Origin of the sequence: Buttiauxella sp. S19-1, assembly GCF_022134725.1 — a bacterium.
Classification (GTDB): domain Bacteria; phylum Pseudomonadota; class Gammaproteobacteria; order Enterobacterales; family Enterobacteriaceae; genus Buttiauxella; species Buttiauxella ferragutiae.
The window spans coordinates 30268-45987 of the sequence record NZ_JAHWLU010000028.1 but is presented as its reverse complement, the minus strand read 5'-3'; the positions used below and the strand labels follow the sequence as shown (position 1 = coordinate 45987).

Here is a 15720-nt window from a genome sequence, read left to right as displayed (position 1 = left end):
GGATAAAGCCCTCGTTTTACATCTCGGTGAAAAGACGAATAAGGCCATTCGCAGGCCGTTTTGACGAAACCATGTTTAACCGGATTGATGTAAACGTAATCGACATGCGCCGCGTAATCGCGATCATCCTTGATGCAGTGTTCCCAAAAGCGTTTTTGCCAGACGGTGGGATTTCCGGGCAGGGATTTCGTGAAGGCTTTTTTGATTGCCCGCCAGCGCTGAGAATAGTTGCTGTCGTCGGATGGCAGCGTCCAGATGCAGTGCATATGATCCGGCAGAACAACCCAGGCGTTGATTTCGAAAGGATAGCGTTCTTTGACCTTTCCAAGTGCTTGCCTGAGTTCCTCAATATGTCTGACGAGCAAATCATCTTTGCGGTCATGCAGATTGACGGTGAAAAACCACGTTCCACCGTTGACCCGCATGCGGAGATAGTTGGGCATTTTCGCACCTGTGTTGGAGTCGGATGACGCTGCGCTTATCCGACCTACGATTGGGTTTGAGGTTGGGTTTTGTAGGGGGGATAAGCCGCAGGCGTCATCCACCGAGAATCATCGCAACCTAACACAACAAAATCGAAAAATGCCCGGCAAACACTCATTCCAGAACCCAGCTCGCAGACTACCGGTAATCATCATCCAGGCGGCGTTCGTCTTCTTCGAGCTGGCGGCGCTGGTCGTCTAACTGGCGCTGTTGGTTATCGAGTTGACGGCGACGATCTTCTAACTGTCGATGGCGGTCTTCGTACTGGCGTCGGTCGTCATCGTTGCGGCGTTGATTTTCGTCGTCCCAACGCCGATCGTCGTCGTTGTTATTGTTCGGCTTATAAGCATCGTTAATTGCCTGTGAAATAGAGCCGACAATGGAATTATCAAACAGACCATCCAGCGCATCGGCGTGGACAAATGTGGTCATGGTCAGGCTACCGAGCAGCAGCATGGTGGAGTATCGATTCATAAGCCAGCCTGATGGTATGTTAACTCCGAAAACGATAGGGAAAGTCACCGCATCTCAACAGCGGAGTATTCTCAATTTACCCCTCCCCATTCACGATATTTATTAACGCTAATTCCACCCTCCTTTTTATTAATCATTTCGCTAAATAGCTATTTTTGGACATTTGAAGACGAAAACATGATCGTTACCATATATTTCACATAAATATTAAAACGATATTTCAAAATATGTAAATCGAGTGTTTAATGTTTCCAATTCAAACAAAACCCACAATAACTCAAATGGCATTATTGCTATCTTGAAGTATCAGGGGCATAACTCATAGGGAACTACAATGTCTTACGATTACATTGTAATAGCGGGTTATTTCTTATTAATGGTCGCCATTAGTCTGCTATTCAAAAAAATGGCCAATAACAGTACCAGTGACTACTTCCGCGGCGGTGGCAAGATGCTGTGGTGGATGGTTGGGGCAACCGCGTTTATGACGCAGTTTTCCGCCTGGACCTTCACTGGTGCGGCAGGCAAGGCATTTACGGATGGTTTTGCGGTGCTGGCGGTGTTTATTGGCAACATGGTGGCCTATTTATTTGCGTGGCTTTATTTCGCGCGTCGTTTTCGTCAAATGCGTGTCGATACCCCAACCGAAGCAGTACGTCGCCGCTTTGGCCCGGTCAACGAACAATTCTTTACCTGGGTCATTATTCCTCTGAGCGTAATTAACGCTGGCGTGTGGCTGAACGGCCTCGGTGTTTTCGCCTCCGCAGTATTTAACGCCGACATTGTTACCACTATCTGGATTACTGGCCTGGCGGTACTGGCAATCTCCATGCTGAGTGGTGCCTGGGGCGTGGTGGCATCCGACTTTATTCAAACTCTGGTTATCGCGGTTATTTCCGTGGCTTGCGCCCTTGTGGCTCTGTGGACTGTAGGCGGTCCGGCTAATATCGTGACTGAGTTCCCGTCTGGCTTCTTCACCGGCCCGGACATGAACTACCCGTTACTGATGGTTGGCACCTTCCTGTTCTTCGTAGTCAAACAGCTGCAAAGTATCAACAACATGCAGGAATCCTACCGTTTCCTGAATGCTAAGGACTCCAAAAACGCCAGCAAAGCGGCGCTGATGGCGCTGCTGATGATGCTGATTGGCGCGGTGATTTGGTTTATCCCACCGTGGGCCACCGCGATTATTTACCCTGATGCGGGCGCGCAATACCCTGAGCTGGGCGCGAAAGCCCGTGATGCGGTTTACCTGGTGTTTGCTCGTGAAGCGATGCCGCTGGGAACGGTTGGGCTGCTGATGGCCGGCCTGTTTGCCGCCACCATGTCGTCGATGGACTCTGCGCTGAACCGTAACTCCGGTATCTTCGTGCGTAGCTTCTACGCAACGATTGTGCGCAAAGGCAAAGCGACGGATAAAGAGCAACTGCGTGCCGGGCAAATCGCCTGCCTGGTGAACGGTTTGCTGGTTATCTTCATGGCGCAGTTCTTTAACTCGCTCAAGCACCTCAGCCTGTTCGACCTGATGATGCAGGTTGCCACGCTGCTGCAATCGCCGATTCTGGTGCCATTGTTCTTCGGAATGCTGATTCGCAGAACGCCTTCCTGGGCTCCGTGGGCTACCGTAATCTTTGGTCTGGGCGTTTCCTGGATGGTGGTTGATGTATTCACGCCGCAGTACGTGATGTCATGGTTTGGTGTTGAGAAACTGACTGGCCGTGAAGTGAGCGAGCTGAAAACCATCATTCCTATCGTCGCCCATCTGGTGCTGACGGGTGGCTTCTTCTGCCTGACTGCGCTGCTGTATAAGCCACAAGCCGACAAAAATGTCGCCGCGACTGATGCGTTCTTTAAGGATGTGGAAACCGAGTGTGTAGAAGATGACGCACAAGACATCGTAGACCGCATGCAGCGTAACAAGCTGGGCGACCTGACGATTTACATGGCAGCAGGCTTGTCACTGATGGTGTTAATTCCTAACCCAATGTGGGGCCGCTTACTGTTCCTCGGTTGTGCCACCGTGGTGTTCGCTGTGGGGTATGCGCTAAAACGTAGCGCGAAGATTGACAATCAAAGCGTGGTATTAAAAACCTCGACGCAAAGCCAGTCGTAATCCCTGCTTAGTTTTGTCGGATGACGCTGCGCTTATCCAACCTACAAAAAAACCGTAGGGCGGATAAGCGCCAGTGCCGTCCACCGTTTACGCCCTCCGTGATACTTCATTAGCCACACGCAAGTGTTGTCTCTTATTTCGCCAATCTTATGTTTCTTATTCCACCAGCCCACAAAAAATGATCGCTTAATCGATGTTCAACCCTGCGTAATAATCAAGCAACAATAGTAACGGCACGGTTATTTATTATTATCGTAGTCATTAATTTAGCGTTTTATCCTGGCTTAAATATCTTAACCAGCAGTTAAAAACCATATAATAAACATGGCTAATCAATATAAGAATAATCGCAGAAACATTCGTAAATATTATGTAATAAGGACATAGAGCATCTACATATTATGTAACTTGCATGTATCATTGATGTTAATGACGCTGAAGTTGCCAAGAGTAAATGCCATGTCCAGACCTCGAAACGATAATCCCACCCGCCCTCGTCACCACCGTTTCGCTCTTGAGCCACGCCAGTTATTCGACGGTGCGGCAGCCGTTGAAAGCGCTAATCATGCAGATAACCCATTAGATGCCACGCATCATGACAACGCCCCTGACGCCGCAAAAGCGGTGTTTGTGCCACCAGCACCGGTGCCAGCGCCTGCGTCAATAACCGCCCCTGCGCCTACCGATGCCCCTGCCGCACATGAAGTGTATGTGGTCGACAGCCATGTACAGAATTGGCAATCACTGGTAAATCAATTGCCGGAAGGCAGCCGCGTGGTGGTGCTCGACGCACAACATTCCGGGCTGGAACAGATTAATGAAGCGCTTAAGAACGATAAAAATATCACCGCGATTCATATCATCAGCCACGGTGCCAGCGATGAAATCACCTTGGGTAGCGACAAACTTAACGATCAGACCATTACGCAGTACCAGCAGCAATTAGAAAAACTTGGCGAAAAGCTGACGACTGACGGCGATATTTTGCTGTATGGCTGCAACGTCACGGCGCAAGACACCACGCTGATTACGCGTATGGCAGATTACACCCACGCAGATGTTGCCGCATCCAGTGACGAAACCGGCAGCGCGTTAAAAGCCGCCGACTGGACGCTGGAATCCCACACCGGGGTGATTGAAACCCGTTCGCTCGAGCTGGCTTACGACGGCGTTTTGCAGGCACCTGAACTGACCACCCGCGTGCCGGACATGGTGGTTTCCGAACCCAGCGTACTGCACCCAGGTGCGGAAACCGGCAGCTTTAGCGGCTTAACACTGAATGTCAGTGATGAAAAAGTTGCCATCAGTGTCACGCTGACCAACGGTGCCGCAGGCGATCTGGTTAATGGTAGCTCGGCGGGGAAAACGCTGGAGTTCGTCGGTTCGGTGGCGGATGCGCAAGCCTGGCTTAACGCGCTGAAATTTACCGCCAGCGATAGCGAACTCGGCCAGCAATCTGCCGCAACCGACGTGCAGTTTTATATCCTGACGCTGTCCGGCAACGACAGCCTGGTGACGCATATCACCGTCACACCTGCCAACGACCCGGTGGTGGTGGATAACAGCACTTTGATCGTGCCAGAAAATAACGGTGCGGGAACCGTGATTACCGAAGCCACGCTCGCAGCGCTGGATCCAGAATTAGCCGCGGGTGCGCAAAGTGCCTCGCAAATTGTCTACAGCCTGACCGAGATGCCGCAATACGGTTATCTGACCTTAAACGGCACGCGGCTGGGGGTCGGTTCGGTATTTACCCAGCAAGATGTGCGCGATAACAAGCTGGTGTATATCCACACTGCAACAGGCAGCGCACAAAACACCGCCGACAGTTTCACCGCCAAAGTGAACGACGGCGCAACGCCAATTAATCTTTCCGACACTGTGAAAGTGACGCTGGAAATCGCCCCGGAAAACCAGCCGCCAACCGTTTCAGGCGGTGGGATTGTCTTTGAAGGGCAGCCTGCCAACGCGGCCAACACCGGCAACGTTGGGCAATATATTATCGCCGATGGCGGTGGCGATACCCAGGACGGCGAACTCACCTTAACGATTACGGCGCTGCCTACTCACGGCACGCTCTATTTTAATGGTGTGGCGGTGATTCAGGGACAGCAGATCAGTTATAACGACCGCAACTTGCTGACCTATGAAAACAACGGCGAAGAAGGCATTACACAAGACACCTTCGGCGTGCGCGTCACCGACCAGGGCGGCGGCACCGCAACACCTGCCAGCAGCGATGCGCTGATTGCGCTGACTATCCAGCCGGTGGATGACGACCCGGCTCTCAATCCGGATTCCACCCTGCTCGCCAATGTGGCGGATGGGCCGGACAGCGTGGTGCTGATGCCAGAAATGCTCGCCAGCATCGATGAGGACTCCCCACCAGACCGCGTCAGCTTTGTGGTTAACGTTGACGGGCTAACACACGGTTACCTGACGCTGAACGGCGCGCGCATGCAGAACGGCGACACCTTCACCATGGAAGACGTGGTGGAAGGACGGGTGGTTTATACCCAGTATTTGAACGCGCCCATTGATGGCATCGACAAATTTAGTTTCCGCGTCATCGACCACTCCACCGCTCTGCGCTGGAATGCCGATGGCAGCACTTTCACGCGCCAGGGCGGGATTTGGGACAGCGAAAGTCCCGATGCCAAATTGACCCATTTCGACTTCACCATTGGCCTGGTGCCGCTGGCCAACAACCCGCCACCGGATCAAGTCCCGCCGCTGGATACTTCTGGGGACAGTACCAGCTCTGGCTATATTGGCGATGACCCCAATGGCGCGGCGCATGGCATTATTCTGGAAGGCGGCTCACTGACCCTTTCCGGCACCGGTAATATTAGCGATGCCACGCCGGGCATGAGTTACGTGGTTCCGGGTGTTCAGCCCGAGCAAATTGTCTATACCTTCCTGGGCAGCGGCAGCGGGCAAACCGGCCTGACCATCCTGAAAAGCGATGGCAACGGCGGTTACACGGTGATCAACGCTTTCGGTACCTTTACCCAGGCCGATTTGAACAACGGGTTAATCAGCGTTCGCCATGACGGTGGCGAAAACTTCCACTTCGATGGCAAGTTTTCGGTTTCCGCAGGACAAGTCACGCTCGATAGCACCGGCAACCCAATGGCGGTGACCTGGAACCCGGAACTGAAAGTGTTCGTCACACCGGTGAACGACGCGCCGGTGATTGCCGGTTCTTCCAACACCGTGCTGGCAGAAGGCGAAACGGTGATCATCACCAACTCGCAGCTGCAACTGGGCGACCCTGATGACGCCAACAGCGGCTCACCGTGGGAAGATGGCCCAACGATCAACGGCAACGACAATAACTACGCTTACAATAACGATCTCACAGGCGACCGTGCGCTGAAGTTTGCCTTCCTGACTCTGCCGACCGGCGGCGTGCTGCAATACTTTAACGGCACCAGTTGGGTGACGATCACTGATGCAGATATCGGCACCTTAAAGCTCGATGCCAGTTTGCTGAAAAACGACAGCACCAGCGGCCTGCGCTTTGTCAGCAACGGATCTGAAGTCCGCAGCACCAGCTTTGTGGCTTATGCGGTGGACCGCTGGGGCATGCAGTCGGCGACCAACGCCACGGTGGGCATCACCATCACCAACGTCAACGATGGGCCGAAAATCCCCCAGACGCCGGATAGCCCGGAAATTGTGGTACCGCCAGATTCACCGAACAATATCGGCGGCCAACCGGCCAACAACCCGGCGACAGTGGTTGAAGGCAGCTATGTGCAAATCAATGGCTCGCAGTTGCAGGCTTACGACCCCGACAGCAGCCCTGAGCAGGTGCAATTTACCATCACCAACTCACCGGACCACGGGCATCTGGCTTTCTCCCGCGACGGCGTGAATTTTAGCACCATCGGCAATGGCTCAACCTTCACGCAGGCCGACATTAACAACGGTTATATTTATTACCTGAATGACGGCGATGAAATCAGCGGCGACGGCCTCAATGCCGATGGTTTCGACTTCACGCTGTCTGATGGTGACAAAGAACAAGCCGCTAATCATTTCGCGATTAATATTACCCCGGCAAACGACAAACCCACTGTCACCGCCCCTTCCGGGCCAATTGACATCGGTGGCAATTCCCATGCGGTCAGCGGCTTTACCGTTGCCGACCCGGATATCACTGGCACCAGCAGCGCGACCAATATTCTCCAGACCACCGTGCGCCTGCTACACAACGATGGCAGTGCGTTCAGCCAAAGCGAATACAACAACATCAGGCTGGCGGCCAATGGTGCAAGTGGCGCACTGATTACCGGCGGCGACGGCGGTTATCTGGTGATCACCGGGACTGTCGCGCAGATCAACAGTGCGCTGAGCGGTTTGACCGTCACCTTCCCCGATGACCGCAACACCGTTTATCAGGTGCAGGTGATTACCGATGACCGCTTGCGTACCGGCAATGGTCAGCTCAATGGCTCAGCCAACGGCGGGCCGGTCAACCAGCCGACTAACCCGGCAACCGGCTCGCTGCCAGGCGCTGTCGATAACGTCAATTACGACTGGTATCAGGATGGCGTCCCCGCCAATAACGGCAATATTTCGGCAAACCAGGTGGCGATTAACGCCTCGGAAGTCAACGACCCTGGCACGCTGGTCGTCACCGATAGCGACAAAAACACCTTTGAAGATCAAGCTACCTGGATTGGCGGTGATTTCGTCATTACTGACGTGGAATCCAGCGCCTTTGGCAAACCTGTGACCGTGACGCTGACGGTCGGCCAGGGGCAACTGGGGATTGGCGGTGCTGCCAATGACAGCAACCTGGAAATTAACGGTGTGACGATTCAGGGCGATAATTCCGGCACCCTGATTTTGACCGGCACCGCCAGCGCAATTCAGGCCTTGCTCAACGACCCGACCAACGGCCTGACCTACAAAAGTGCGCTGAATGCCAACCACGACCAGAACGGCGCGGCAGCAGGCGATGTGACGCTGAATGTTCATCTCGACACCAGCACTGCCAGCGTCGGCGACACCGGTGGCCTGCCGCCTGCCGATGTGCAAATAGCGCTGACGATTACGCCAGTGAACGACCCGCCAACCATCACCGCGCCTTCGGACACCATTCTGCTCGACAACAACGCGCCGGGCGGCAATAACGTCGACGGCTTTGTGATTGGCGACCCGGATGTTGCGGATGCAGGCGGTATTGCGGCAGGTGAAAACGACATCGTGCAGGTGACGGTACGCATCACCGATGAAAACGGCAACCCGTTGAGCGTGTCGCAGTATCGCGATCAGCAAAACTCGGCGATTACCATTTCGTCGCTCAACACCACCTCTGGCGTGTTTATCCAGAACACCAGCCAGGACGGCGTGACGCCGCCCTCCAACGGGCAAAACGCGCCGCTGGTGATAACCGGTACCGTCGCGCAAATCAACGCTTACCTCGCGCAACTGCAAGTCACTATGCGCGGGGCGATTCTTGACGATGCTGACCAGTATTTCCGCGTTGAAGTGATTGTTGATGACCGCGTGCGTGATGCCAATGGCAACCTGACCAGCTCCGCAAACGGCGGCGATAACATCGGTACTGGCGGTGTTGGCACCTCGCAAGTCCCCAACACGGTGATAAGCCCTTACGCCGCGATTCCCGGCGGGCTGGGGCAAAACGTAGCCTCCACTTACCGCACCATTTTCCAAAGCAGTGTTAACGACCCGGCACAAATCAAGCTCGGTGAAAATCCAGTACTGAATACCGATGAAAACAGTGCCACCGTGACGCTGCCGCCGATTACCATCAGTGATTCGGATGCGGGCAGCCAGAGCATGACGGTCACCGTGAAACTGCCGAACGGTTTTGTGTTTGTGGCCCCCACCGGTAGCGGCGGAACAGTCACGGGAGCAGGCACCGACACGCTGACGTTCAACGGTTCTTACACGCAAATTAACAGTTATCTGGCGGGGCTGAGAGTCACACTGCCTGACGCAGATGGCAGCGCCACGGCGGCTGACTGGAACGGCAATTTCGGCGTCAAGGTAACGGTTAACGACCACGGCAATTCCGGCTCAAGGCCGGGATCGCTGCCAGGAAGTGGCAACGACCCTCATCAAGACCCAGGACAGGTGGAATACGAAGAAGGCGATGACCCATCTGCGCTTATCACCACGCGTGAATTTACCTTCACGGTCAACGCAGTGAACGATGCGCCAGAGGTGGTCGGCACGCCATCCGTCACCATCCCGACGCTTGAAGAAGATACCCTCGGCAGTTCGCTTGCGGGCAGCAACATTCACGACCTGTTCTTCGATTTCTTTAACGATGAACGCGACACCATCAATAACGACGGCACCGTTGGCGTGGGCGGCGGTAGCAGCGCAGACAGCTTCTATGGTGTGGCGATTACCAGCCACACGCCGAATACCGCGCAGGGCGACTGGCAATATTCGCTTGATGGCGGTACCAGCTGGCAGAACGTTGGGGCGCGTAGCGACAGCAACGCCCTGGTGCTTACCGCCAGTGCCTCGCTGCGTTTTGTTCCGGCAGCCAACTATTTCGGCGATCCGGTTACACTCGGTGTGCGTTTAGTGGAAACCAACGCCAATGGCGATGTTTCCAGCACGCCTGCGCTGCCTGACAACGGCGAGCAAATTAATATTGATGCCACAGGCGGGCATGGCGGCACCTCGATCTACAGCGAAACCGTCATCACGCTAAGCACAGAGGTCACCAATATTAATGACCGCCCAACTCTTGGCGACACCACCGTCACCATTGCCGAAGACACCCCGACACCACAAACCATCGGGCAAATTTTCCAGTCAGTTTATGGTGATGCCACAGACAACCAGACCGCTATTGCAGGCGGTGGAAACGCCAGCGGCGCACTGGGGTTTATCGCCATTTATGGTGACGACACTGACGCCAGCAAAGGCCACTGGGAATACAGCACCGATGGCAGCAACTGGCTGACGATCCCGTCAGATGTCAGCGCCAGCAACGCGCTGGTTCTCGCCAGCACCACGCAACTGCGCTTTGTGCCATTAGGCGATTACAACGGCCCGGTGAGTGGCGGCCTGCAACTGCGCGCCTCGGATACTACCGATACTTCGTCGTCAGGCGCAGGGGTGACGAATGGGCGGGTGAATTTCTTCGATTTCGCCAAAGACGGCGACCAGACGTCACATTGGTCGAATACCGCCAGGCTTTCCGTGACGGTGACGCCAGTGACCGACGCCGCCAACGACAGCTTCACCACCCACGCCAATGTGCCACTGGTGAATAACACCAGCGATTTACTGCTCAACGACACCTTCAGCAATAGCGATAAAACCGTGACCGCCGTGACGCAGCCGTCGCACGGCACGCTGACGTTAGTCAACAATGTGCTGACTTACACGCCAGATACCGGGTATGTCGGCTCCGACAGTTACACCTATACCGTGGTCAGCGGCGGCATCACCGAAACCGCGACCGTGACGATTAACGTCACCAACCAGGCTCCAACTGGCGTCACCGATAACCTGTCGATTGACGAAGATAGCCCGTTAACCCTCGGCAACGTGCTCACCAATGACAGCGACCCCGATGGCGCAGTCGATACCTTAACCGTGAAGAATTTCACCGTTGAGGGCAACACTTACGCAGCAGGTACCACCGTGAAACTGACGGGCAGCCACGGCACCTTACTCATCAACGCCGATGGCAGTTACCTCTATACGCCCGGCGGTGACTGGCATGGTGACATTGCCGTCAGTTATGTGGTCAGCGATGGCAATATGGGCGGCGACAGCAGCGCGGTGCTCGGTATCCACGTCGCCGCTGTTGACGATGCGAAAAACGATGTCGAAATCGAGCACACTGGCACGGTGATCACCACCGATGTGCTGGGAAATGACACCTTTATCAATATCGATCAAGCCGTGACCAGTTTCACTCAGCCACAACACGGTACCGTGACGCTCGGGCCAAACAACAAGCTGATTTATACCCCGGATGCGGGTTTTGTCGGCAGCGACCGCTACAACTACACCGTGACCAGCGGCGGAGTGACGGAAACCGCGACGGTGTTTATCTTTATGACTAACACCCCGCCAGACGCTTCCAACCAATTCGCGGTCACCGATGAAGACACGCCAGCCAGCGGCGATGTTTTACACCTGATTATTGACCCGGACGGCGACCCGCTTCATGTGGTCGATTTCCAGATTGACGGTATCAGCGGGACATTTGCCGCCGGGCAAAAAGTGACTATCGCCGGCAAAGGCGATTTCACGCTAAATACCGATGGCAGTTACCTCTTTACGCCCGTTCCAGACTGGAACGGCAAAGTGCCGACCATCACCTTCCACGTTTCCGATAACACCAGCGTGCCGCCAACCGAAAGCTCGCTGGACATCACCGTGCGCCCGATGGTCGACATTACCCACGATACCGCGACCACCCACGCCGGTACGCCAGTGACCATTGATGTGTTAGCTAACGACCATTTCAGCAACTCCGATGCGGCCATCCAGCAGACCGTATTCTCGGCAGCGCATGGCACCGTCACTCTTGTCGGCAACAAACTGGTCTACACGCCGAATGCCGGATATGTCGGTGACGATGTATTTACTTACACGGTGAAAAGCGGCGGCATTGAAGAAACCGCCTCCGTCACCGTCACCATGACCAACACCTTGCCGGAACCGCGCAACTCGGTAGTGCGAACCCCGGAAGATACAACGATTACTAATGGCGATTTGCTGGATGGCGCGCGCGATGCCGATTCAGACACGCTGACGGTCACCAACTTCACGATTGACGGCGTAGTCTATGCGGCGGATGAGTCCGTCGAGATTGAAGGAAAAGGCACGCTGACCATCCACAGCGACGGGCTTTACACCTTCGTTCCGGTGCCGGACTGGAACGGGCAGGTACCGCCTGTCACCTTTACCGTCAGCGATGGCAACAACGGCGGCCAGGTCACCCGCAACCTGGTGATTATTGTCCAGCCGGTGGCCGATATTCTGCCGGACGACGCCACCACGCATGCCGATAACCCGGTCGCCATCGACGTACTGCATAACGACAGCTTCAGCAACGACACCAAAACCGTGACCGCCAGCAGTGACGGCACCACGCTTGGGCGCGTAGAAGTATTGTCTAATAACACCATTCGCTACACCCCACCGCCAGGATTTGTCGGCACCGATACCTTTAGCTATTCGGTGACCAGCGGCGGAATTACCGAAACCAGCACCGTCACGGTAGTAGTCACCAACACCGTGCCAACCGCCAGAGATATGGAACTGACGATGGATGAAGACGGTACGTCGTTGAGCGGTTTGCTGACTGCCAGCGATGTCGATTCCGACGTAGTGCGGGTGACGTCATTCCATGTCGACGGTATTAGCGATGATTTCCTGATCGGCAATTTTGGCACCACCAGCGCCATTATTCCGGGCGTCGGCACCTTTACGCTGTCGTATGACCGCCACTACACCTTCACGCCGCTGGCGGACTGGAACGGTGACGTGCCAAAAATCACTTACACCGTGACCGATGATAACGGCGGCGCAACCGCCGTCGGGCATGTGGATATTACGGTGAATCCGGTGGTCGACATCGCTGATGACACTGCGACTCTTCACGCCGGAGGCAGTTCGACGATCAACGTGCTCGCCAACGACAATTTTGAGAATGACGATCGCGCTGTCACCCTCGTTGGCGCTGCGCAAAACGGCACCGTCACTATTGGCACGAACGGCAACGTGACATATACGCCGTCGCCGGAATTTGTTGGTACTGACAGCTACACCTACACCGTCACCAGCGGCGGCGTGACAGAAACCGCCACGGTGTTTGTCACCGTCGAGAACACCGCACCCATCGCTAACCCTGATACACAGACGGTGAACGAAGATTCGACAATCACCGGCAACGTGCTGGATAACGACCGCGATCCTGATAACAACACGTCGGTGCAGGACACGTTGCGCGTCACCAGCTTTACCTTACCAGGTGAAAGCGTGGCGCATCTGGCGGGCGAAACCGTCACCATTAGCGGCATTGGCGAGCTGACATTAAACGCTGATGGCAGCTATCAATTTGTGCCGGTTGGCGACTGGAACGGCTCGATTCCGCTCATCACCTATCAGATCAGCGACGGCCACACGGGCGGCACTGCCAGCAGCACGCTGACGCTGGAAATCACAGCGGTCGATGATATTGCGCCGGATTCCGCCAGCACCCACGCGGGGCAGCCGGTCACTATCGACGTGCTGAGCAACGACAGTTTCGAAAATGGCGACCGTGAGATTACCGCCACCAGCAGCGGCGCGCACGGCAGTGCCACCATTGTCGATGGCAAAATCGTCTACACCCCGGTGGCGGGTTTTGTTGGCAGCGACAGCTTCACCTATACCGTCACCAGCGGCGGCAAGCTGGAAACCACCACGGTGACGGTGCAAATCACCAACAGCGCACCAGTGGCCAACCCGGACATTAACACCACGCTGGAAGACACCGTGGCGCACGGCAACGTGCTGACTAACGACACCGATGCCGACCCTGACGACGCTGCGGCACTTCACGTCACCCGTTTTACTATTGACGGCAACGTGTATGCGCCAGGCAGCGTGGTGACGTTAAGCGGCATGGGCGTACTGACGTTACGCGCCAACGGCAACTGGACTTTCGTTCCGGTCGCTGACTGGAATGGCACCCTGCCGGTGGTGAGTTACGACATGAGTGACGGCAACGACGGCGGGGTTTCCAGTTCCTCGTTAAGCATTACCATCGCGCCAGTTCAGGATGCCTTTAACGACCTGATTTCCGTCAACGGCAACAGCTCGGTGACCAGCGATGTGCTGGCAAACGACACTTTCAGCAACAACGATAACGCTATCGTTAGCATCAGCCAGGGCAACCACGGCACCGTCAGTGTCGAAAACGGAAAAATCACCTACACGCCGAATCTGGGTTATGTCGGCAACGACAGCTACACCTACACCGTGCTAAGCGGCGGCATTCTGGAAACCGCCACTGTGGTAGTGCGCGTCGCCGATCTCGCGCCGATCGTTAACCCGGAAGCGGTGATCACCCAGGAAAACACGCCGATCTCCGGAAATCTGTTAACTAACGACAGCGATCCGAACGGCGACCCGCTGCATATCTCCGTGTTCCAGGTGGGTGGTACGCGCTACAACGCGGGCGAAACCGCGCTGCTGGCGGGCATTGGCAGCCTGACGGTGCAAGCCGATGGCAGCTACACCTTTACGCCGGTAAACAACTGGCATGGCTTCGTGCCTGCGGTTACTTACACCGTCAGTGACGGTTACGCCGTTGGGGAAACCAACGGTACGCTGCGCATTCTGGTAGCACCGTCGGTGGAAATTCAGGTGCGCGAAGATGGCCTGACGCCGCTCGACCCTGGCGCTCAGGAAGTCAGCGGCACGCTTGATTTGCTGTCGCTCGATAAACTGAAAACCTTCACTTTCCAGGGCCGGGTAATCACCGCCGAGCAGCTATTGCAGCTCAATCCGCTGTCGCCAATCACCATCGAAACCGTGACCGGCACCATCACGCTGCTGGCTTATTACAGCGCGGCCGATGGCGAAGGGCATCTGGATTATCGCTTTGTGTTGCGCGAGGCGGTGGCGCAGCCAGGCCAAATCAGCACCCACAACGATTACGCCGTGGAAGTGAACGGCGTCAACGTCGGGCAGTTGCGCATTACGGTGGTGAACGACCAGCCGACCGCCACCGATGACAGCGCGGAAATCTTGCAGGATCAAGGCCAGCAAAACGTCAGCGGTAACCTGTTTAACGACGACCGCATCGGTGCTGACCGGGCCGCAGACAACGGCCCCGTCACGGGTGTGATGTCAGAAAATACTGGCGCGGCCGGGACGATTGGCGGCACCAGCAGCGGCCAGTACGGCACGCTGTTTTTAGATAGCCAGGGCAACTGGCGCTATCAGGTCAACAGTGCCGATCCACGTGTGGCAGCACTGGATGCCAACGCCACTCTGAGCGAAGTGTTTGTCTACACCATCACCGACAGCGATGGCGACACCAGCGAAGCACGCCTGACGATCCGCATTTATGGCGTCACCGCGATGCCGAATGACAACAACGACCGTGATGGCGAGCAAATCTTTGGCCGTGACGACGACGAGTTGCTGGCCCCTTACCGCCAAAGCTACCAGCCAGGGCTGTTTATTCTGCCATTAGTGTATGACTTACAAAGTGATGCTGCTGGTCTGCAAACTCGCCTCAACAGCCAGTTTGCTGCGATCGGTTACGGCATCGAACAAGCCAGTTCGCCAGTGATGCAGCAGGCCGTGCTGTTCTCGCGCTGGTACAACGACAGCCGTGAACAACGGGACTTGCCTGGTTTAGCAAGCAACGGGCTGGGGCAAAACTCACTGGGGAATTCGTTTGGCCCGTTTGGCATCGGGCAAGACAGTGAACGAAGCGCAACCCCACCCATCGCCATGGCACAAGAAAGACCCGCTCTGGAACGATCAGCAGGTGAACAACCTTCGGTTATCACCCTGGGAGCACAGCCTTTATCGGCACAGCTCGCAGCCCTTGAAAGAAAAACTTTGGCGTCCGGGAAGCACATTACAGTCCCGACAATCACTCGCCGGTAACTGGCTGAGAGCAATTGTTTAAGATG

4 protein-coding genes are annotated in these 15720 nt (G+C 55.5%); 2 read left to right on the top strand and 2 right to left on the bottom strand.

Annotated elements, in window-relative coordinates:
* Positions 1–443: REP-associated tyrosine transposase (locus MES37_RS09125; protein WP_237931153.1), on the bottom strand; the 443-nt coding region annotated here is incomplete at its 3' end.
* A 178-nt stretch (positions 444–621) separates the two neighbouring features.
* Entirely contained in the window at positions 622–957 is a 336-nt protein-coding gene (gene yjdP / locus MES37_RS09120) for a DDRRRQL repeat protein YjdP (RefSeq protein WP_133523034.1), read from the bottom strand.
* 334 nt (positions 958–1291) lie between these two features.
* On the opposite strand from yjdP, the gene MES37_RS09115 reads away from it, so the two are divergent.
* Both MES37_RS09115 and MES37_RS09110 read left to right on the top strand, forming a co-directional pair.
* Complete coding sequence (locus MES37_RS09115; RefSeq protein ID WP_237931152.1) at positions 1292–3070, top strand: sodium:solute symporter family protein; 1779 nt, start codon at positions 1292–1294, stop codon at positions 3068–3070.
* Positions 3071–3529: 459 nt separating this feature from the next.
* Entirely contained in the window at positions 3530–15694 is a 12165-nt protein-coding gene (locus MES37_RS09110) for an Ig-like domain-containing protein (RefSeq protein ID WP_237931150.1), read from the top strand.
* Positions 15695–15720 lie beyond the last annotated feature (26 nt).

Coding starts and splice junctions, on each gene's coding strand:
- yjdP (WP_133523034.1), bottom strand. CDS start 957: ATGAATCGATACTCCACCATGCTGCTGCTCGGTAGCCTGACCATGACC.
- MES37_RS09115 (WP_237931152.1), top strand. CDS start 1,292: ATGTCTTACGATTACATTGTAATAGCGGGTTATTTCTTATTAATGGTC.
- MES37_RS09110 (WP_237931150.1), top strand. CDS start 3,530: ATGTCCAGACCTCGAAACGATAATCCCACCCGCCCTCGTCACCACCGT.